General features: G+C 68.6%; 15 protein-coding genes. 10 read left to right on the top strand and 5 right to left on the bottom strand.

Annotated elements, in window-relative coordinates; genetic code table 11:
* Position 1 precedes the first annotated feature (1 nt).
* The 4 genes from J2Y49_RS20665 (at position 2) to J2Y49_RS20650 (ending at position 6,261) form a co-directional block, all read left to right on the top strand.
* A complete protein-coding gene (locus J2Y49_RS20665; RefSeq protein ID WP_310116828.1) occupies positions 2-1,189 on the top strand; it encodes an ATP-grasp domain-containing protein in 1,188 nt (395 codons plus the stop codon).
* A 25-nt stretch (positions 1,190-1,214) separates the two neighbouring features.
* Positions 1,215-2,048: a metallophosphoesterase family protein gene (locus J2Y49_RS20660; protein ID WP_310116827.1), complete on the top strand. Its 834-nt coding sequence runs from the start codon at positions 1,215-1,217 to the stop codon at positions 2,046-2,048.
* A 146-nt stretch (positions 2,049-2,194) separates the two neighbouring features.
* Positions 2,195-3,754 carry a 5'-nucleotidase C-terminal domain-containing protein gene (locus J2Y49_RS20655; RefSeq protein ID WP_310116826.1) on the top strand — a complete coding sequence of 520 codons (1,560 nt, stop codon included), beginning with the start codon at positions 2,195-2,197 and terminating at the stop codon, positions 3,752-3,754.
* 8 nt (positions 3,755-3,762) lie between these two features.
* Positions 3,763-6,261: a PAS domain-containing sensor histidine kinase gene (locus tag J2Y49_RS20650; RefSeq protein ID WP_310116825.1), complete on the top strand. Its 2,499-nt coding sequence runs from the start codon at positions 3,763-3,765 to the stop codon at positions 6,259-6,261.
* Positions 6,262-6,286: 25 nt separating this feature from the next.
* Here the strand turns inward: J2Y49_RS20650 and J2Y49_RS20645 are convergent, their stop codons facing one another.
* Positions 6,287-6,625, bottom strand: coding sequence for a DUF1491 family protein (locus tag J2Y49_RS20645; RefSeq protein ID WP_310116824.1), 339 nt, complete (start codon positions 6,623-6,625; stop codon positions 6,287-6,289).
* A 94-nt stretch (positions 6,626-6,719) separates the two neighbouring features.
* Between J2Y49_RS20645 and J2Y49_RS20640 the strand changes: the two genes are divergently transcribed.
* The 4 genes from J2Y49_RS20640 (at position 6,720) to J2Y49_RS20625 (ending at position 14,638) form a co-directional block, all read left to right on the top strand.
* Entirely contained in the window at positions 6,720-8,210 is a 1,491-nt protein-coding gene (locus J2Y49_RS20640; RefSeq protein ID WP_310116823.1) for a tetratricopeptide repeat-containing glycosyltransferase family protein, read from the top strand.
* A gap of 228 nt (positions 8,211-8,438) precedes the next feature.
* Entirely contained in the window at positions 8,439-11,054 is a 2,616-nt protein-coding gene (locus tag J2Y49_RS20635) for a flagellar hook-basal body complex protein (protein WP_310116822.1), read from the top strand.
* A 126-nt stretch (positions 11,055-11,180) separates the two neighbouring features.
* A complete protein-coding gene (flgK, locus tag J2Y49_RS20630) occupies positions 11,181-12,590 on the top strand; it encodes a flagellar hook-associated protein FlgK (protein WP_310116821.1) in 1,410 nt (469 codons plus the stop codon).
* Complete coding sequence (locus J2Y49_RS20625; protein ID WP_310116820.1) at positions 12,587-14,638, top strand: hypothetical protein; 2,052 nt, start codon at positions 12,587-12,589, stop codon at positions 14,636-14,638. Before flgK ends, J2Y49_RS20625 begins: the two co-directional genes overlap by 4 nt.
* Positions 14,639-14,692: 54 nt before the next feature.
* On the opposite strand, the gene J2Y49_RS20620 is transcribed toward J2Y49_RS20625, so the two are convergent.
* Positions 14,693-15,793, bottom strand: a complete 1,101-nt coding sequence (locus tag J2Y49_RS20620) for a TRAP transporter substrate-binding protein (RefSeq protein ID WP_310116819.1) — start codon at positions 15,791-15,793, stop codon at positions 14,693-14,695.
* Positions 15,794-16,020: 227 nt separating this feature from the next.
* Entirely contained in the window at positions 16,021-17,739 is a 1,719-nt protein-coding gene (locus J2Y49_RS20615; RefSeq protein ID WP_310116818.1) for an alpha-amylase family glycosyl hydrolase, read from the bottom strand.
* 170 nt (positions 17,740-17,909) lie between these two features.
* On the opposite strand from J2Y49_RS20615, the gene J2Y49_RS20610 reads away from it, so the two are divergent.
* Positions 17,910-19,529, top strand: coding sequence for a serine/threonine protein kinase (locus J2Y49_RS20610; RefSeq protein ID WP_310116817.1), 1,620 nt, complete (start codon positions 17,910-17,912; stop codon positions 19,527-19,529).
* Between the two features lie 21 nt (positions 19,530-19,550).
* Here the strand turns inward: J2Y49_RS20610 and J2Y49_RS20605 are convergent, their stop codons facing one another.
* Positions 19,551-20,405, bottom strand: coding sequence for a protein phosphatase 2C domain-containing protein (locus J2Y49_RS20605; protein ID WP_310116816.1), 855 nt, complete (start codon positions 20,403-20,405; stop codon positions 19,551-19,553).
* A gap of 284 nt (positions 20,406-20,689) precedes the next feature.
* On the opposite strand from J2Y49_RS20605, the gene J2Y49_RS20600 reads away from it, so the two are divergent.
* The gene (locus tag J2Y49_RS20600) at positions 20,690-21,109 is read left to right on the top strand and encodes a flagellar basal body rod C-terminal domain-containing protein (RefSeq protein ID WP_310116815.1); all 420 of its coding nucleotides are present in this window, start codon (positions 20,690-20,692) and stop codon (positions 21,107-21,109) included.
* 32 nt (positions 21,110-21,141) lie between these two features.
* On the opposite strand, the gene J2Y49_RS20595 is transcribed toward J2Y49_RS20600, so the two are convergent.
* Positions 21,142-21,342: a hypothetical protein gene (locus tag J2Y49_RS20595; protein WP_310116814.1), complete on the bottom strand. Its 201-nt coding sequence runs from the start codon at positions 21,340-21,342 to the stop codon at positions 21,142-21,144.
* Between the last annotated feature and the right edge of the window lie 7 nt (positions 21,343-21,349).

Genomic DNA, 21,349 nt, shown 5'->3' with positions numbered 1-21,349 from the left:
AATGACCAAAAGGAAGACCGGGACTCTCGCCTGCGTTCTGGGCGACATGGATCTGGTGCGCCCGCTGGGGCTGGCGGGTGTTCGCTGCGCCGTGGTCGGGCCACCCGGCGGCGCCACCGCCCATTCCCGCTTCACCGAACGCCTGATCCCGTGGGAGGGCGGCTGTGACGACGCGCTCGTGGATCGGCTGCTGCGTTTCGGCGCACCCCAGCCCGACAAGCCGGTGCTCTATATGGAGGAGGATGCCCAGCTGCTGATGGTGTCGCGGCATCGCGACCGGTTGGCCGCCGTCTTCCGCTTCGCGCTCGCCGACGGCGATCTGGTGGAGACGCTGGTCGACAAGGGCCGCTTCCAGGCGATGGCGGAACGGCTGGATCTGCCGGTTCCGCGCACCCGGCGGCTGCACCCGCTTCCGGGCAGCGAGGCGCCCGACCTGGATCTGCGCTATCCCGTCATCGTCAAGCCGCTGACCCGCCGGCCGCCCTGGGACGAGATCGAAGGGCTGGGCAAGGCGATCCGGCTGGAGGGGCCGGAGGAACTGCGCGCGCTCTGGCCGCGGCTGATCCCGGTCGGCATCGACCTGCTGGCGCAGGAACTGATTCCCGGACCGGAGACGCGGATCGAAAGCCACCATGTCTATATCGACGATGCCGGAACCGTGGCGGGCGAGTTCACCGGGCGCAAGATCAGGACCTACCCGGTCGATTACGGCCACAGCACCGCGCTGACCATCACCGACATCGACGGGGAGGGGGCCGACGTGTCGGCGCTGGGGCGGGAGATCGCGGCCCGCATCGGCCTGCGCGGCGTCGCCAAATTCGATTTCAAGCGCGATCCCGACGGCCGCCTGCACCTGCTGGAGATCAATCCGCGCTTCAACCTGTGGCACCATCTGGGCGCCGTCGCCGGGGTGAACCTGCCGGCCATCGTCCAAGCCGACCTGACCGGCCGTCCCCGCCCTGCCCCGGCCAAGGCCCGGCCCGGCGCCTGCTGGTGCCACATCAGCAAGGACCGGCTGGCGGCGCGCGACAGCGGCGTGCCGATGGCGCGCTGGCTCGCCTGGGTCGCGCGGTGCGAGGCGAAGGCGATCACCCCCGACGACCCGATGCCCTTCCTGCGGCCGAAGCTGGACCGGCTGCTCGCCCGCTTTCCCGGCGGCGCCCGCCCGCCCCGCCTCGCCAAGCCGTGACCTAGACTCATATGATTGCACGGCCATGAAGATCGCCCTGATCTCCGACATCCACGCCAATCTGGAAGCCCTGCAGGCGACGCTCGACGCAATAGGTGCGGAGGGGGTGGAGCGCATCGTCTGCCTGGGCGACATCGTCGGCTACAACACCGATGCCGCCGCCTGCATCGCCCTGCTGCGGCAGGCGGGAGCGGTCTGCATCGCCGGCAACCATGACCGGGCGGTGACCGGCGCCATCGGGACCGAGGGGTTCAGCGGTCCGGCGACGCGCGCCGTCGATTGGACCCGGCGGAGACTGGACGAGGAGAGCCGCGCCTTCCTGTCCGGCCTGCCACTGACCGCCGTGGTCGATGGCGCGCTGGTCGCCGTCCATGGCGCCCTGCACCCGGACGAGGGGAAGGAGTTGGTGCGGCTGGACGACGACGCCAAGCGCGCCCTGAGCCTCCAGGCGCTCGCCGGCCACTCATCCGGAGCGAGGGTCTGCGCCTTCGGCCACACGCACCGCGCCGGGCTGTGGGAGTGGCGGGACGGCTCGCTGCGGTCGATCCCGCTGGACGGCGGCGCGACGCTGCAACCCGATGCGGTCTATCTGCTGAACCCCGGCACGGTGGGGGAGCCGCGCGGGACGGACCAACGCGCCTGCTTCGCCTGTTTCGACAGCGATACCGGCCGCGTCACCCTGCACCGCGTCGCCTATGCGCGCCGGGCGACGCTCGCCAAGACACGGCGGGCCGGGCTGGCGCCACGTTTTGCCGCAGTCCCGGCGCCGTTGCGCATGAAGTTGATTGGAATTCTACGGACGCTCGGAGTTTATGAGTGGGTAAAACGGACACTTCCTTCCCGCGTGTCATCAATATGACAGTCCCGTAACGCGGCTTTGCTTCTACAGCGGCACCGAAATGCGCATAATCCGGCACGGGGGGCCAATGGTGACGCCGGGCTATGGACAACATCGGTATTGGAAGCGGCGCTGCCGGCGGGTTTCGGTCCCGGCCCGGCAGGACATTGTCATCCCTGATCGCCCCGCTCGCGCTGGGTCTTGCCCTGTGCCTTGCGTTCGGCGCCGCCCCGTCGCGCGCCCAGCAGGCTGATCCCGCAGCGACACCGCCGACCGCGGAAAGCGCCACGGTCAAGCTGACCATTCTTTACGCCCAAGGCACCACCGACCTGGAGGAGACCAGCGGACGCGGCGGCATGGCCCGTCTGGCCGGAGCGATCCGGCAGGAACGGAACGGGCACCGTCATGTTCTGGCCCTGCATGGCGGCCAGACGCTGGCGCCGTCGGTGCTGGCCTTCTACGACCAGGGCGCGCACATCATCGACCTGCTGAACGGCATGACCATCGATGCGATGGCCGCGCTGAACCGCGAATTCCACCATGGCGACGACCAGCTGAGCGCCCGCGCCTTCGAGGCAGGGTTCCCGATCGTGACCACCAACACTGTCGACCGCTCGACCGGCCGCACGCCGGACGGGCTGGAAGAGGCGGTGGTGCTGACCGCCGGCCCCCTGCGCATCGGCGTGCTTGCCGCCACGCCCGTGCTGACGCGGGAGACCACCCGGACCCAGCGGACGGAGTTCCGCGATCCCGTCGCCGCACTGGCCGCCAAGGCCGCGGCGCTGCGGGAAGCTGGGGTGGATCTGGTGGTGGCGATGACCGGCTATGCCGGCGACACCCACCGCAGCATCCTGGCCGCCCGCCCGGCCGACATCGTGCTGTACCAGGACCGCAGCCGCCCCTTCGCCGTCGATTATGACGGCCGGTTTCTGTCCGCCACCGTGGGTCCGCAGGCGGGATGGGTGCTGGCGCTCGACCTGACGGTGGAGCGGACGGCACAGGCGGACGGCAGGATGCGGGTGACCTGGGCCCCCTCCCCCCGGCTGGTCGACACCGCCGCCGTCGCGCCCGACGCCGCCACCGACATCCAGGCCAAGACCTACGCGGCGCGGCTGGATACCATGCTGAGGATGGAGGTGGGACGTCTCACCGGGCCGATCGACACCCGCAAGGAAGCGGTGCGCACCGGCGAGAATGCCTTCGCCAACGCAGTCGTCGACATGCTGCGCGCGGCGCTGGACGCCGATGTGGCGCTGATCAACGGCGGCGGCATCCGCGGCGACCGCAGCTATCCGGCCGGCGCCCTGCTGACCCGCCGCGACATCTATGCCGAGCTTCCCTATCACGATGTCGGCGTGGTGCTGGACGTCACCGGACAGCAGCTGTGGGATGCGGTGGAAAGCGGCGTGTCGGCGGTGGAACAGCTGCAGGGCCGCTTCCCGCATCTGTCCAACGCCCGCGCCGAGATCGACCTGAGCCACCCGCCCGGCCAGAGGCTGCGCAGCCTGTCGGTCGGCGGCAAGCCGGTCGGCCTCTCCACCCGCTACCGGCTGGCGACCAGCAGCTTCCTCGCGGCCGGCGGCGACGGCTATGGCATGCTGGCCGGGGCGCCGCGGCTGGTGGAGGACCGCAATACGGACTTCGTCTCCACCCAGCTGATCAGCCAGATCACCCGCGACGGGGAATTCGTTCCGCGGCTGGACGGCCGGATGTTGGTGAGGCGGTGATGGACGGCATGGCTTCATCGATCGCCCAGAGCCCGCCGCGGCCCGGCACATTGATCGAACCCGGGACCCAACCGGCGGCCCAGCAGCAGGCACGGCCGTCGCCGCAGTTCCCGCCGCCGAACCGGCCGCGCCGCTTCGGCATCGCCGTGCGCATCACGCTGGGGCTGTCGGTGATGGCCCTGCTGGTGGTGCTGATCGGCGTCGTGTCGATGTCGTCCTTCCGCCTGTTCCGGGCGGAGGTGACGGCGCTGTCGACCACCACCCTGCCGGAGGTCATCGCCAGCGCCGATCTGCACGGATCCCTGCAGAAGCTGGTGGCGCAGCTGCCTCAGCTTGCCGCCGCCACCTCGACCCCGCAGCGCCGCTCCATCTATGACGGGTTGGTGACGGAGCTGGACTCCATGCAACTCCTCGTCGCCCGCATGCGCGGGCTGATGAAGGAGAGCGGCAATGAGGACGGCGAGCGCGACGGCAATGTCCGCCTGCTGGAACAGACCCGCTCCACCCTGCTGATTCTGGCCGCCACCGTTGCCGACCTGAACGCCGAGGTCACGCGCCAGATCGACTATGGCGACCGTCAGGCCGAAGCGGCGCGGGGGTTGAGCCGGCTGGCCGCCTCGATCGAGAGCATGCCCGACACCGGCGCCTGGGCCGTCCGCATCGGCGCGCTGATGGCGCGTGCGGCGGGCGCCTCGCAACTGGATCATCTCAGCCGCCTGAAGGGCGAGGCGCGGGCGGCCGAACGCACGCTGGCGGATCTTGCGCGTCTGTCTGCCGATGCGCCGGACACGACCGGGCAGATGATGTCGACCGTGCAGGAGGAGCTGTTCTCGCTGCTGATCGCGCCGGGCGGGGTATTCCACAGCGCCATCGACCGGCTGCAGGCGCGCAACCGCGCCCAGGCCCTGACCGGTCAGGCCCGTGTGCTGGTGGAGACGGTCGAACGGTCCACCCGCACGCTGTACGATTCCATTCGCGACCAGTCGGCACAACGCACCGATGCCTTGGCCGAACTGATCGCCGAGCGGTCGCGCACGGTGATGATGCTGGCCGGCGCGTCGATCATCCTGGCGGTCTGCGTCTATTTCATCTTCCGGCATTTCCTGTCCTCGCGGCTGGTGGCGATGAACCGGGCGGTGCTGGCCCGGCTGTCGGCGGGCCACGCGGATGCCGGCCGGCCGCGGACCGACGGATTGGTGTCGGCCAGCCCGGCGACGAAGGTTCCGGTTCCGGTGGATGGCGACGACGAGATCACCGACATCGGCGCCTCCATCCGCTATTTCATCGACGAGATCGACCGGCGCCAGCGGGCGCTGGCCGACAACGAGCGGCGGTTCCGCGATCTGGTCGAGGGATCGATCCAGGGCATCATCATCCACCGCGACTTCCACCCGCTCTATGCCAACGACAGCTTCGCCGCCATGCTGGGGCTGACCGTGGCCGAGGTGATGGCCCTGCCGTCCCTGCTGGCGTTGGTGCCCGTGGAGGAGCGCAATGGGCTGATCGACAATTACGACCGGCTGCTGGACGGCGGGTCCACGCCGCGCCGCCGCATCCGCGCCTGCCGACCCGACGGCGGCAGCCTGTGGGTGGAGCTGACCGGCCGGCGGGTCGACTGGATGGACGGTCCGGCGATCCAGGCGGTGGTGGTCGACGTCACCCGCGAGGTGGAGGCGGAGAATGCGTTGCGCCAGTCGCGCGACGCCGCCGAACGCGCGCTCTGCGAACTGAAGGCGACACAGGCCAGCCTGATCCAGGCGGAGAAGATGGCCTCGCTGGGCCAGCTGGTCGCCGGCGTGGCGCATGAGGTCAACACCCCCATCGGCATCACCATCACCGGCGCCTCCCAGCTGCAGGCGCTGATCGAGGAATTGTCGCAAAGCCATGCCGCCGGCGCGCTGAAGAAGTCCGACTTCCAGCGCTTCCTCAGCGACGGCATGGAAATGGCGAACCTGATCCTGTCCAACAGCACCCGCGCCGCCAATCTGGTGCAGAGCTTCAAGCTGGTCGCCGTCGACCAGTCCAGCGACGAACGCCGCGCCTTCCTGCTGCGCGACTATATCGACGAGCTTCTGCGCAGCCTGCATCCGACCTACAAGGCGCGGGCGGCCCTGACCATTTCCGTCGACTGCCCGGCCGACCTGGAACTGGACGGCTATCCGGGCGCGCTGTCGCAGATCCTGACCAACCTGATCATGAACGCGCTGATCCATGCGCTGGACCCGGAACAGCCCGGCCGCATTGCGATATCCGCCCGCCCTTGCGACGGCAACATGGTGGAACTGTCGGTGGCCGACGACGGCAACGGCATCGCGCCGGCGGTTCTGCCGAAGATCTTCGATCCCTTCTTCACCACCCGCCGCGGCAGCGGCGGCAGCGGGCTTGGGCTGCACATCGTCTACAATCTGGTGACCGGCCGCCTGCACGGCACCATCGGGGTGGAGAGCCGCCCGGGCCAGGGCACCCGCTTCACCCTGCGATTCCCCCAGGTCATCGACGCCGCCTGAGATCGGCCCCCAGGCGGACGAACGGTCAGCGCACCGGCCCTTCGAACCAGTGGCGGCCCTGGCGGTCCTCGACCTCCACCACCCAGACGTCGGGGTCGTAGCGGGTCTGGCGGGCAATGTAGGCGTCGGCATTGGCCTCCGGTACCGGATCCGGGCCGGTGCCGCGCGCCCAGAACAGGCGGTCGCCATCGCCCTCGCGGGTCTGGACCAGCACCGTGAAGCTGCGGTCGAGCCGGTTCAGCTTCAGGATCACCGTTCCGCGGCTGGGGTCGCCCTTGCGGACCACGGTCATCGCCACCCCCTGGGCATCGGCAGCGCGGATATGGGCCGAAACCCAGAGATGCGTCGGAAGACGGTCGTCCATTCCCGTATGCGGCTCCTGTATTGAGGCTGCGGCCCCAGTTCGGCAGTGACGTCGCCCCTCGCCCTGACCGGCGCGCCGGTGTAGAGAAGAAGCCATGACGACACTCGTGGACGCTCTCAACGCCGCCGTCAACCACCACATGGCTGGTCACACCGATGCGGCGGCCGCCGGCTACGCCCGCATCCTTGCGGCGGAGCCGGCGCAGCCCGACGCGCTGCACCTCTCCGGCGTGCTGTCGGCGCAGACCGGCAACCTCGCCGCCGCCATCCGGTCGATCGGCTGGGCCATCCACGTCCGTCCGGCAGCGGCCTCTCCCTGGGGGCATCTGGGGGCTGCCCTGCGCGCGGCCGAATTGCCGGAGCGGGCGGAGCGGGCGCTCCGGCGCGCCTTGGCGCTCGACCCGGCCACTGGTGACGCGCTGGAAGCGCAGGGCGCGTCGCTGCATGCGCTGGCCCGCTATGCGGAGTCCGGGCGCTGGCTCGATCGGGCGGCCCGGCTGCGTCCTGGCCATGCGGAGACGCTGCTCAACCTCGGCACCGTGCTGCGCGACCTTCGCCGCTTCGACGAAGCGGATGCCTGTTTCGATGCCGTGCTGGCCCACACCCCCGCCCGTTCAGAGGCCCATCTCGCCCGCGCGGTGGGGCGGCTGGTGCGCGGCGACCTGCACGCCGGCTGGGAGGGGTTCGAGCATCGCTGGCGCCGCTTCGCCGCTCCGCCCTGGGACGGCCGGCCGCCGGCCGCCGCCACCATCCTGCTGCACATGGACCAGGGGTTCGGCGACGCCATGCAGTTCGTCCGCTACGCTCCGCTGGTCGCACAGATCGCCGCACGCGACGGCGGACGGGTGATCCTGGAGACGCACCTGCTGCTCTACCGCCTGTTCAACCGGGCCTTCGGCCAGTCGGTCCAGGTCCTGGTGCGGGGGGAGGAGCCGCCGCCGCACGACCTCCACTGCCCGCTGATGAGCCTGCCCCGCGCCTTTGGGACCGATCTGGCGACCATCCCCGCCACCGTGCCCTATCTTGCCCCGGATCCCGCCGACGTCTCCCGCTGGCGCGACCGGCTGGCGGAGCAGGACGGGGACGGCCATCGGAGTGGCATGGCGGGCCTGCGCGTCGGACTGGTCTGGGCCGGCAACCCGCGCCACCGCAATGACCGCAATCGCTCGGTCCCGGTCGCGGCCCTGCGCCCGCTGCTGGCGGTTCCGGGGGTGCGCTTCGTCAGCCTGCAGACGGGGGACGCCCGCGCCGACCTGCCGCGGCTGCCCGGCGAGGGGGTGCGGGACGCGGTGGAGCGGGTGCGCGACTTCGCCGACACCGCCGCCATCCTCGCCAACATCGACCTGCTGATCACGGTCGACACCGCCATGGTCCATCTGGCAGGGGCGATGGGCGTGCCGACCTGGCTCCTGCTTCCCCATGTGCCGGACTGGCGCTGGCTGCTCGACCGCGCCGACAGCCCCTGGTACCCGTCGCTCCGGCTGTTCCGCCAGCCGCGGCCCGGCGACTGGTCCACGGTGGTCGGCACCGCCGCCGCCGTGCTGAAGGCCCAGGCCCTGCGCGCCGCCAGGGCAGCGGGGCGATAAGGACCGCAAGATGGAGGTGGGCGGCGACTTCGGCGGGAGCTTTCTGCCCGCCCGCCCCCGCCGGCACTAGGCGAAACTTTCCCACCTCCCGGCAAATTCGGGCGCCGCCGCACCGCTCGCGCAGGAAATTTAGCTATTTCAATGAGTTGACGAGACCTCGCAGTTGGCACTCCGCTTGCTAGATAGGGCGCAGAAGACCTTTGCCCTATTCTTTCGGAGACCCCGGCCATGAGCATCTTCGGTTCGATGACAACCGCCGTTCTCGGCCTGAATGCCCAGTCGAAGGCGCTCGGACATATCTCGGACAACATCGCGAACAGCTCGACCATCGGCTACAAGCGGGTCGATTCAGCGTTCGAGACGATGGTCCTGCAGTCCAGCCAGCGCCTGCACGAGCCGGGCGGGGTCACGGCGCAGCCGGTCTTCATGAACAACATCCAGGGCGCCCTGACGCAGGTGCAAAGCCCAACCAACATCGCCATCCAGGGCCAGGGCTTCTTCAGCGTCACCAAGGTGGCGACCCAGGGGTCCAGCACGCTGGTGCAGACGCAGACGGGCACCGTGTCCTCATCGGCCGCCTTCTACACCCGCGCCGGCGACTTCGAACTGGACAAGAGCCGCTATCTGGTCAACAGCGCCGGCTACGCCCTGAACGGCTGGCTGGTCGATCCGGTGACGGGCGTCCTGCACAAGGACCAGGTGGCGCCGATCCAGGTGAACAGCCTGATCGACAAGCCGGTGGCGACCAGCACCATCGACCTGGCCGCCAACCTGCCGGCGACGCCGAAACCGGGTGAAAAGGTCCCCGACAGCAGCATCCAGATCTTCGACAGCCAGGGCAATCCGCGCACCGTAAACTTCAAGTGGCGGCAGCAGGCGGACAGCAGCTGGCGCATGGTCCTGGACGCGCCGGGCTCCAACACCAAGCCCGTCGACGGCACCTTCACCGGCAACCCCGCCACCGTGTCCTTCGGCCAGAACATCGCCGGCCAGACGGCGGTCGCGCAGGTGAACGTCATCACCATCTCCGGCAACAACACCAATGGGCAGGACAACCTGCGCATCGGCGATGTCTACTCGGTCAAGGTCAACGGCACCAACTACAGCCTGAAGATCACGGCCGACAACATCGGGTCGATCCGCACCTATTCGGGTCTGGCCGGCGCGCTGGCCAACCAGATCAACTCCGCGTCCCCGGCCGCATCGGTGCTCGCCACCTCGTCGGGCCAGACGATCCGCGTGACCGCCCGCGATGCCGGCACGCCGTTCAAGCTGAACACGGAGGTGCAGTCCGGCACCCGAACCGATAACACGATCGTCGCCCAGACATCGACGGCGGCGACGGCCAGTGCCGGCGAGATCGACAAGTTCCAGTTCCCGCAGACCCAGGTCGAGGTCGGCGACTCCTTCACCATAAACGTGAACGGCACGCCAATCAGCTACACGGTGACCGCCGCGACCTATCAGAGCTATTCGACGGTCAGCGATGTCGTGTCCCAGCTGGCCGGCAGGATCAACCAGCAGTTGGGGTCGACCGTAACCGCCTCGTCGGCCGGCAACATCCTGTCGATTCAGGCGAACGTGGTGAACACCAACGTCACCAGCTCCGCGACCCGCACCAACTCGGCCCCTGCGGTGAACACGATGAGCTCGCTGCCGTCGGTCGCCAGCGTGGCCGGCGTGCGCCAAAGCCGCACCGTGACGCTGACCGGTACGCCGGGCGACATCGGCACCCAGTACACGTTGAGCATCAACGGTACGGCGGTGACCTACAGCACCACCGGTGAAGAAATGACGATGGAGGACATCACGGCGGCGCTGGCGAACAAGATCAACGCCAACACCTCGCTGCCGGTGACCGCCAGCGCGCAGGGCGGCGTCATCACCGTCACCGCCAAGACCGCAGCCAGCCCATCCGGCCCCAACAGTTTTGCCAACACCGCCACATCGGTCACGTTGAACGGCTCCAGCGTCGACGTCGGCGACACCTATACCATCACGGACTCCGGCGGCACGCCCTATCCGTTGACGATCACCAACGCCAATTACGGCCTGTACGACACGCCGGCCAAGGTCATGCAGTACTTTGCGTCGGTCGTTCCGGGCGCATCCGCGAGCGGCAACGTCCTGACGGTCGCCAATGCCACCGGCACGGTCAGCGACGCCCCCGCGGCCCACTTCACCCTGGACCAGAGCGCCGTCGCCGGCCAGACGCCGGCCCATATCGGGCTGACTTTCGGCAAGACGCCGGAGACAGTCGGGACGCTGACCAACATCTCCACCGCCCTGGTCGGCACCGGCACGTCGGTCAGCTCCGCCAACCAGTCCGCCGGCGCCGACGCCACCGTGACCTTCACGGTCGACTACGGCTTCGGCCCTCAGCAGGTCACGCTGAACCTCGGCAAGTACCAGAAGCCCGGCGGCCTGACCCAATATGCCGGCGAGGAGATCAACGTCACCCAGCTGGTCCAGAACGGCGCACCGCGCGGACAGTTCAAGGACGTGGTCTTCGGCGACAACGGCACCGTGATGGTCAACTACGACAACGGGCGGTCGAAGATGGTCGCCAAGGTGCCGATCATCACCTTCAACAACCCGAACGCCCTGCAGCGCGAATCCGGCGGCGTCTTCGTCGAGAGCGAGGAGGCCGGCAAGCCGAACTTCAACGATCCGGAGACGAACGGCGCCGGTGCGGTGGTGGCGAACAGCGTGGAAAGCTCCAACGTCGACATCGCCGACGAGTTCACCAAGATGATCGTCACCCAGCGGAGCTATTCCGCCAACGCGAAGATCGTCACCACCTCCGACGAAATGCTGCAGGAAGTGCTCGGGCTGAAGCGCTAAGCCGCGGCCCTGACCTCCTGATTTTCTGAACGTGCATCCCATCGCCCGTTTCCCTGATCGCCAGAGGGGGGCGGCGGCCATTCCGGCACCGCCCCGATCCTCCCGATCCGCGAAAGGTCCCCTGCCATGTCCCTCTTCGCAGCCTTGAACAGCGCCACGGCCGGGCTGCGCACGGTCCAGGCCAGCGTCAAGCTGGTTTCGGACAACATCGCGCAGGCCAACGATCCCACCCGCACGCGCCATACCGCCCAGCAGTCGGTGGACGCCAGCGGGCAGGTCATCAGCACGACCTATCGCCGGGAAGTCGACAAGGCCCTGATGGCGCAGGTGATGGACCTGACCGCGCGCGACGGCGGATCGCAGGCGACGGCGACCTACATGCAGCAGCTGGGCGACCTGATGCGGACGACGAACGGCACGCCGCTGCTGAACGACTATGCCGACAAGTTCCAGGCCGCCGTGAAGACGCTCGCCACCTCGCCGGAGGACGAGACCGCGCAGTACCAGCTGGTCCAGGCCGCCGACAACTTCTCTCGCGAGATCCGCCGCGTCTCCGAAGGCGTGGAGCAGCTCGACCGCGACATGAAGACCGACATCACCAAGTCGGTCGACACGGTCAACGACCTGCTGAAGCAGATCAACACGATCAACAACGACACGGTGTCTCTGCTGGGCCAGGGGTCGGCGGCCAACGCCGTCGCCGACAAGCGCGACGGCCTGATCCGCGAGTTGAGCACCTACATGCCCGTGCGCACCGTGGAGCGTCCGGATGGCCGTCTGGCGATCTTCACCCCGTCGGGGCTGGCGCTGGTCGATGCCCAGCCGGCAAATCTTTCCTATGACGGCGGCAACATCAACCTACAGGTCGGCAATCAAGTCACCTCGATCAACAACCACCTGACCGCTGGCAAGCTGGGCTCGCTGATCCAGATGCGCAAGGACGGCTCGACGACCGAACCGCCGACGCCGGCCAGCGGCGACCCGGCGGCGGAAATCGTCCGCAAGCTGCGCTCCCAGCTGGACGAGTACGCCAAGGCCTTCACCGGCCCGACCCGGCCCGGTGAGCCGACCAGCTTCGCCGACGCCTACGACGAATCCGCCCCGGCCGCCGATGGCGAGCAGATCAACCAGTTCTTCACCGGGAACGACCGTTTCACCATCGCCGTGAACGCCAAGCTCGTGGACAATACCGCGAAGATCAAGCGGACCGCCATCGACGGCATGGTCACGGCCATCAACGCGTCCGGCCGCAATTTCAGCGCCGACGGCCTGCAGTTGAAGGACACCAGCTACAGCGCCATGGGTAGCGCCATCACCGGCACCTGGATGGCCGCGGCCAAGACCGCCAACACCGCGAGCGAGTCCAACAAGGCGTCGATGCAGCTGCTGTCCGAACGCTACCAGTCCCAGACCGGCGTCAACATCGACGAGGAAATCGCCCAGCTGCAGCAGCTCCAGACCTCCTACCAGGCTTCGGCACGGGTCATGCAAGTGGCCAATGCAATGTTTGATGCGCTGGAGGCGGTGGTCCGATGAGCTCGATAACCGGAGTCAGCAGCTACTCGAAATATCTGAGCCTTGTCCGGAACCTGTCCGGCGGCCAGAACGACATCAACCGGCTGTCCGAACAGCTGACCACGGGCAAGAAGTCGGTCGATCTCAACGCCTATGGGCCGGAGGTGCAGAAGCTTCTGGACTTGCGGGCGGAGATGGCGAAGAAGGACAACTACATCCAGAGCATCAACACCGCGGCCCCGCGCGTCAAGGCGACGGACAAGGTGCTGACCTCCCTGGAATCGATCGTGTCGAGCTGGACCTCCAGCACGACCTTCCCCTTCCAGCCCGGCTCCGCCAGCGTCTCCTCGGCGATCAACACCAATCCCGAGGGGATGAAGGTGGCGATCGATCCCGCCAAGTCGAAGCTGACGGTGGGCGCCAAATACACGGTCACCGCCGTGCCCTCGCAGCAGGGCGGCAACGGCACCTTCGACGTGACGGTGACGGACGGGCTCGGCGGCAAGACCACCCGCGCCATCAACCTGGGCACCACCCCGCCCAACGACGGCAAGGGCTACAACTTCAACATCTCCGGCGGCCCGGGCGAGGGCGCCATGCTGAACCTCAGCTTCGACACGCTGAAGGCGGCGTCCAGCAGCAGCTTCAACGTCTCCTTCCCGCAGGCCGATCAGGTGAAGGACCGCGCCGAGGGCGCCATGCGCGACATCCAGGCGCTGCTGAACCAGCGCTTCGGCGACCGCTATCTGTTCGCCGGTTCGCGCTATGGCACGGAACCGGTCACCGACCTCTTGGCGACCAAGCAGACCAGCAAGATCACGCTGAACGGCGCCGTGGTGAACACCGACGATTATTTCGAGGTGACCATCAACGGCCAGACCTTCAGCCATCAGAATCTGGCGGCCAATCCGAAGTCGCTGACCTTCGTCGCCCAGGCCCTGACCGCCCAGATCAACGCCGCCAACCCGGCGCTGCCGATGACGGTTTCGACCTCGAACGGCATCATCACGCTGGTCGGCAACGATCCGGGGCAGAAGTTCGACCTGTCGGCGCGCGTCGTGAACTCCGCCACGGTGGAGAACAGCGTCGATACGCCGTCCACCACCCAGGCGCCGACGGCGGCCCTGCCGCAGATCGACCGCTTCACCCTGAACGGCGCCGCGGTCGACATCGGCGACACCTTCGAGTTCACGGTGGCGGTCGGCGATCCCGACGATCCGTACAACCAGAACTACTACACCCGGAACCCGACCGCGCCGCACGACCTGCCGCCCTACCAGGCCTACACCGTGCGCTACACCGTCAGCGACACCGATTACGCCGCCGGCGTCAACAACGTCGGACAGGTCGCCGACAAGCTGCGCCAGCAGTTCGCCACGCTGAACCCCGCACCTCCGGTGACCATCGACGCGGTGGGCAACGGTCCCGGCATCGCGCTGACCAGCACAGCCAACGCCGATCCCGTCAACCACCCCAACCGCACGTCGCTGTTCTCCACCTCGGCCAAGGTGACGAACGGATCGCTGGAGAACACCATCACGGTGGGAACCCTGCCGCCGGAGCAGGACAGCCTGATCAATGTTCCCTACGCCGAGCCGCCCGACCTGCCCTTCTACGACGCCGAATATCTGGCCAAGGGCAAGAATGCCGAGGCGTACCGCAAGTCCCAGGTGACCATCGACGACAACCTGAACGTCACCTACGGCGTCAGCGCCGACGACAAGGCGTTCCAGACGCTGGTCAAGGCGATGCAGCTGGTGCGCACGGCGGCAGCCAATCCCGGAAAATGGACCGAATACAGCACCCAGGCGCGCGAGATGTTGACCCAGGCCACCGATCAGATCAGGTCGATCCACGCCAAGGTCGCGTCCGACGGCGCGACGCTGGAGACCATCAAGGACTCCCACACGGAATCCGTCGCCACCCTGACCGAGCGCATCGCCAAGATCGAGGGCATCGACCAGAACGAGGTCGCCGCAAGGCTGAGCAGCGCGATGAACGTACAGCAGGCGACCTATGCCGTTGCCGGCCAGACGCAGAAGCTGTCGCTGCTGAACTATCTCGCCTGACGAAAAAGGGCGGCCGAACCGGCCGCCCCCTGTTTCATCAGACTTCCTGCACCGTCACTTCGAACGGCCGGCCGACTGCATGAAGTTGTCGTAGGGCAGCTCCGCCACGCGGAACCACAGCTGCACCTCGTCCAGGAACGGCTTCCAGCTGTCGTAGACCGCCTTGAAGTCCGGATTGGTCTTGGCGATGTCGTCGTACATCTCGAAGGCGATCTTGTGGGCGGCTTCCATCAGATCGCGCGGATAGGGACGCAGCAGCGCGCCCTTGGAGACCAGACGCTTCAGCGCCTTGGCGTTCTCCGCATCGTAACGGGCGGTCATCGCGCTGTTCGCCTCGGCGCAGGCGGCGGTCAGGATCGCCTGATAGGACTTGGGCAGCGCCTCCCATTCCTTCTGGTTGATGTAGAGCGAGACCTGCGGCCCGCCTTCCCACCAGCCCGGATAATAGTAGTACTTGGCGACCTGGACGAAGCCGAGCTTCTCGTCGTCGTAGGGACCGACGAACTCGACGGCGTCGATGGTGCCCTTTTCCAGCGCCGGGTAGATGTCGCTGCCGGCGATCTGGGTCGGGGCGGCGCCCAGCTTGGCCATGATCTGGCCGGTGATGCCGGCGATGCGGATCTTCAGGCCGTTGAAGTCAGCAAGCGACTTGATTTCCTTGCGGTACCAGCCGCCCATCTGGGCACCGGTGTTGCCGGCCGGGAACTGCACGATGCCATGCTTGGCGAAGAAGGCGCGCATCACCTCCTGGCCGCCGCCATACTGGTACCAGGCGTTCTGCTGGCGGGCGTTCGGACCGAAGGGGATCGCGGTGTCGAAGGCGAAGGTCGGATCCTTGCCGACATAGTAATAGCCGCAGGTGTGGCCGCACTGGACGGTGCCGTTCTGCACGGCGTCCAGCACCTGCAGGCCGGGCACGATCTCACCGGCGGCGTGCACGCGGATCTGGAACTTGCCGTCGGTCGCCTCCGACACGCGCTTGGCGATCAGTTCGGACGTGCCGAGCAGGATGTCGGTGCTCTTCGGGAAGCTCGACGCCAGGCGCCACTGGACGGTCGGCTGGGTCTGCGCGATGGCCGGGGCCGCGAGGGTCGAGGCGGCAACGGTCGAAACGGCACCGACGCCGGCCTTGGTGAGAAACGCTCTTCTTTCCACTCCCGCTACTCCGCAAGATTATTGCTATCGCTGACAATTTCCGTGACCCGCAGTGAATCAGGGAATTACAGCGGCTTAGGCGAGAGTGTAACAAATCATCCAAAGCGGCGCCCCGCATCGCATAAATGTGCATGCCTGCCTTTCGAGGGTGTCGGCGACACCCTCGGACAGCCTATGCGGCCGCGTCGAAACGGCGGGGTCGAAACGGCGGGGTCGAAACGGTGGGATCAGGACGGCAGCCGCAGACGCCCGAGGTAGACCGACAGCGGCGGCATCACCAGCGTCCGGCCGTCGGCCGTCGGCTCCGGCGGCAGGGCGCCCGGCGCACGCGGCACCGGCAGGGCTTCCGGCTCGCCACGCCCGCGCAGCGCGAACTCGGCCGGGCGGTCGGCCATGTTGAAGACGGCGAGCAGACGCTCCTCCCCGAAGACGCGCTCGAAGGACAGCACGTCGCCATGCTCCTCCACCGCCGCCACCGCACCGGAGCGCAGCGCCTCAAGGTCACGGCGCAGGGAGAGCGCGGCACGCCACACCGCCAGCCGGCTGCCGGCGCTCCGTTCCTGCCGGTCGACCGCCAGCTCCAGATGGGCGTCCGGCACCGGCAGCCAGGGTTCGCCGATGGTGAAGGCGGCGTTGGGCTCGTCGGCGCGCCAGGGCATCGGGGTGCGGCTGCCGTCGCGTCCCTGGAAATCGGGCCAGTAGGTGACGCCGAAGGGATCGCGCAACTGATGCTGTTCCAACACCGCGTTGGGAAGGCCCAGCTCCTCGCCCTGGTAGAGGCAGACGGTGCCGGGCAGTGATGCCGCCAGCATCGCCAATAAGGCGTTGAAGGATTGCGGGTCGGCGCCGGCCGGCAGCCAGCGGCTGGCGGCGCGCTCCACATCGTGATTGGACAAGCTCCAGCAGATCGACTCCGGCCGCGGCACCGCGGTCAGGGCCTGGGCGAAGCCCTTTGCGCTGAAGGGCTGCTTGGCCAGCGACAGGCTGTAGGCGGCGTGGAGACCCTGCGGCGAGCAGTAGGCCGCGATGCGCTGGCCGGCGCCGGGCTGGCTCGACAGTTCGCCCAGCAGGACCCGGCCGGGATAGCGCTCCACCGTCTCGCGCAGGCGGGCCAGGATGCCGCCGATGGCCGGATGCATCATGTCGTGGACATGCTGCTGCAGGGCAAAGGGCTTCAGCGGCGGCTGGGGCTCGCGCCAGAGAGCGGCGGGGTTGGAGCGCAGCTGCGGGTCATGGGCGAAGAAATCGACGGCATCGATGCGGAAGCCGTCGACGCCGCGCTCCATCCAGAATTCCGCCGTCTCGCACAGGGCGTCCATCACCGCGGGGTGGTGCAGGTTCAGCGCCGGCTGGCTCGACAGGAAATGATGCAGGTAATATTGCCGCCGCCGCGGTTCCCAGGTCCAGGCCGCTCCGCCGAACACCGACAGCCAGTTGTTGGGCGCGGTGCCGTCGGGCTTGGCGTCGGCCCAGACATACCAGTCGGCCATCTCGCCCTCACGCGACCGCCGGCTGTCCACGAACCAGGGATGGGCGTTGGAGGTGTGGCCGCAGACCAGATCGACCAGCACCTTCAGCCCCAGCCCATGGGCGCGCTCGATCAGCCGGTCGAAGACGGCGAGATTGCCCATACGGGGATCGACCGCCCTGTGGTCGGCGACGTCATAGCCGAAGTCGGTGCGCGGCGACGGGTAGAAGGGACTGATCCACACCCCGTCCACCCCCAGCGACGCCACATGGTCCAGCCCCTCGATCACGCCGTCGAGGTCGCCCCAGCCGTCGCCGCCGCGGTCGCGGAAGCTGAGCGGATAAATCTGGTACAGCGCCGCCCCGTTCAGCCAGGAGATGTTCGGGCCGGACGACTGGGACAGGGTGATGGAGTTGGTCAAGGCAGCAGGCTCCGCGCCGGGGTTGGCGATCCCGGCGCAGCGCTGCCGGTTCACCATCCAAGCTTCCCCCGCCATGGCTAACGAAAGGTTACCGGCCGAACGTGGTCACAGGCCCGCCCCTTTCGTACAGCTCGGCCGGATGGACAGGATCTTGCGGCCGGGTGCCTGGAGGCTTGGCCGCTCCGCCACGCTACGGCTATACCAGCCCTTCCTACGGGGGAGCGGGAATGCAGCGCGGCAAGGGGACGGCGACAGTGACGGCCGAATCGGAGCGGCGGCTCGGCCGCTTCCGGCTGCGCGAGCTGATCGGCCGGGACGGCGAGGCCCGGCTGCACCGCGCGCTGGATGCGAATGGGCAGGCGGTGGCGCTGTGGACCATCCCGCTGGCGCGGCTGTGTGCCGATGCCACGTCGCTGGAGCGGTTCCGCCGCACCGCTGCCGCCACGGCCCAGCTGTCCCACCCCGCCATTCCCGCCGTCCTTGCCTCCGGCGAGCATGCCGGCACCGCCTTCGTCGCCACCGCGCTGGTCGAGGGGCCGACGCTGGCCGACCGGCTCGCCAATGGCGCTTTGAGTTTCGACGACGGCGTCGCAACGCTCGACCGCGTGATGGGCGCGCTGGACGCCGCGCACCGGGCCGGGATCGTCCATGGCGCGCTTGGGGCGGAGGCCATCCGCCACAGCGGAGGCGCCGCCATGGTCACCGGGTTCGGACGGACGGCGCTGACCGCGGCGCAAGCGAGCCACAGCGACGATCTTGCCGCCGCCGGCCGGTTGATCGTGCGGCTGCTGGCCGGCCATGACGACCGCCCGGCGGTGGCGTCGCTGCTGGAGCGGGTGCGGGAGCGCGGCGGCGACGCCTTCCCGGATGCCGAATCCCTTCGGCGTGCAGTCGCCGCCCTGACCGGAACGCCCCTCCCCGCTTCCGCGGCGACACCGAGGCGCGCGCGCCGCTGGCCGCTGTGGTTTGGCGGTTTGACGCTGGCGGGAGGGTTGGCGGCTGGCGCGGTGCTGATGAACCGGCCGGGGCCGACCCTGACCACCCCCCTTTCCTCGCCGCCCGCCACCGCTCCGGCCACCGCTCCGGCTGCGGCGGCCTCGTCTCCCCCGGAGCCCGCTCCCGCGCCCGAAGTGCCGGTTGCGCCGCGACGACCTCCGGTGGCGGCGGTGGCCCAGGCGTTGCGGGCGATTCCCTGCGCCCTGGTGACGGTGGAGGAAGCCGGCGGACGGCTGCTCGTTTCAGGGACGGCAATGGGGGCACAGGCGGAGACCGCAGTGCGCGAGGCGGTGGAAGCGGCGGCAGGCGGCTGGGATCATGGCTTCGACCTCGCCACCGCCGACGCGCAGTTCTGCGGGCCGCTCGCCAGCGTCGCCGCGGCGCTGGACGCCAACCGGGGATTGGCGGAACCGCTGACGACCGGATTGGCAACAGCGGAGGCGGCAACAGTGGAGGGAAACGGACTGCAACTTAGCTCCGGCGATCCACTGATCCTGGAGATCGGGGCCCCGGCGCGGCCGGTGCGGATACAGGCCGATTACTTCACCATCGACGGCACCGTCATCCATCTGCTGCCCAACCCTTCGGATGGCGGCACGGCGCTGGCGGCGGGAGCATCGCGGCGGCTGGGCGACCGGGCGGATGGCGGGCGTCACTGGACCATCGGCCCGCCCTATGGCATCGAACTGCTGCTGACCATCGCCACGGCGGAGCCCCTGTTCCCGACCCCGCGGCCGGAGCAGGAAGCGGCGGCCGACTATCTGGCTGCCCTGGTGGAGGCGCTGGCGACCTTGCCGGACGACGCGCCGGCTCCGCTGGCCGCCGCCCGCTTCATCACCACCGGCCCCTGACCGTTTACGGGACCGCGCCCGTCAGGCGTTGGCGGTGAAGCGCCCGACAACCACCGTCACGTTGTCCTGGCCGCCGGCCGTGTTGGCGGCATCGACCAGGGCCGCCGCGGCGCGGGCCGGGTCGCGCTCCTCCGTCAGGATGCGGGCGATGGCGCTGTCCGTGAGCATGCCGTTCAAGCCGTCGGAACAGATCATGACGACGTCATCGGGCAACAGCGAATGGACGGCCACCTCCGGCTCCACATCCTCGCCGGTGCCGAGCGCCCGCACGATGATGTTCCGTTGCGGCGGCGTCCCGCGCCCGCCATTGTCGAGCCAGATCTGGTACAGGCTGTGGTCGCGGGTCAGCGTGCGCAGGTCCCCGTCGCGCAGGCGGTAGACCCGGCTGTCGCCGGCATGGAAGGTCACCATCTGGGCCGTGCCCGGAACCCGCCAGAGGCCGGCGACCGTCGTGCCCATGCCCCGCCCCTGGGCGAAGCCGCGGGCGAGATTCAGGTCGTGGATCGCCCGGTTTGCCTTCTGCACGGCCGAGCGCGCGACCGACAGCGCGCGGCCCACCGCCGGCTCCGTCGCCGCCGGGTCGGTCTGGGTCCGGTCGATGTCGTCGCGGTCGACCACGGTGATCGGCTCCGACGGGGCGTAATCCTTCAGGAAGCCGGAAATCTCCTCCACCGCCTTGCGGCTGGCGATGTCGCCGCCGGCGTGGCCGCCCATCCCGTCGCAGACGATCGCGAATTCACCGATCGTATCGACGTGGAAATCGTCCTCGTTGCGGGACCGGGTACGCCCGACGTCGGTCAGCCCGGCGGCGGTCAGGACAAAGGCGGTGTTGGGCATGCAGGCGGCGGCTCCCGTCTCGCGAACGTCTGGATCCATGGAGGCTGGACCGATTTTTTTGGACCGGCTCCATCGGGACCGGAGCCTCGGCCTTTCGCCCGATAATGGCGCAAGCCTATGAAAAGATACAGCGGGGATTGCCTGGCCCGGACGATTGCGCCGGGAGATAGTCCGCCTGTGGAACCTGTGCGGCCGAACGGCCGATTTGCCCCCTGGACTTGCCACCCCGCACTTGCCGGTCTGGTTTTGAAGGCCAGTCTGGTTTTGAAGGGTAGCTGTGGTAGTGTGACGCAAGACACCCGTCGTACGGAGGAAGGCCCGCCATGGTCGGCAGCATCGGCATTGCGCTCAGCGGCTTGACCGCACAGACGCGCCGGCTCGACGCGTCAGCCTCCAATGTGGCCAATGTCCGCTCCACCGGCACCATACCGGCGGCGGACGGCATGACGTCGAACGGCACGGGGGGAGACCAGCGCGCGGCCTACCAGCCGCTGGCGGTGGCCCAGACCGATGCCAACCCCGGCACGCGGGCGACCTTCACGCCGATCACTCCGGCCTATCTGCAGGAATACGCGCCGGACGACAGCGCCGCCAATGCCGACGGCATGGTCGCCGCACCGAACGTCGATCTGGCGAAGGAGCGCGTCAATCAGATCGCGGCCAACCGGGCCTATGGCGCCAACATCGCCGTGGTCCGCACACAGGACGAGATGCTGACGTCGCTGCTGAACTCGAAAGCCTGAGGACCGGAAGCCGCCTGTCCCGACCGTATCGGTCAGACGGTGATGTTCAGGTTTTGCCCGCGCGTCGGCGTCACGTTGCCGCCGCCGCTCCCGCCCTCCACGAGGGCCGCGACCGCCGCCTGCTGCTGCTCGGCATTCTGGTTCAGCGCCTTGACGCCGAAATCCATCTGGCCCTGCGCCTGCTTCAAGGCGATTGCCGCACCGGCGGTCGAGGAGGCGATGTCCATGCCCATGACGGAA

Origin of the sequence: Azospirillum sp. BE72 (assembly GCF_031455875.1) — a bacterium.
Classification (GTDB): domain Bacteria; phylum Pseudomonadota; class Alphaproteobacteria; order Azospirillales; family Azospirillaceae; genus Azospirillum.
This window is presented reverse-complemented; position numbering and strand designations above follow the sequence as displayed.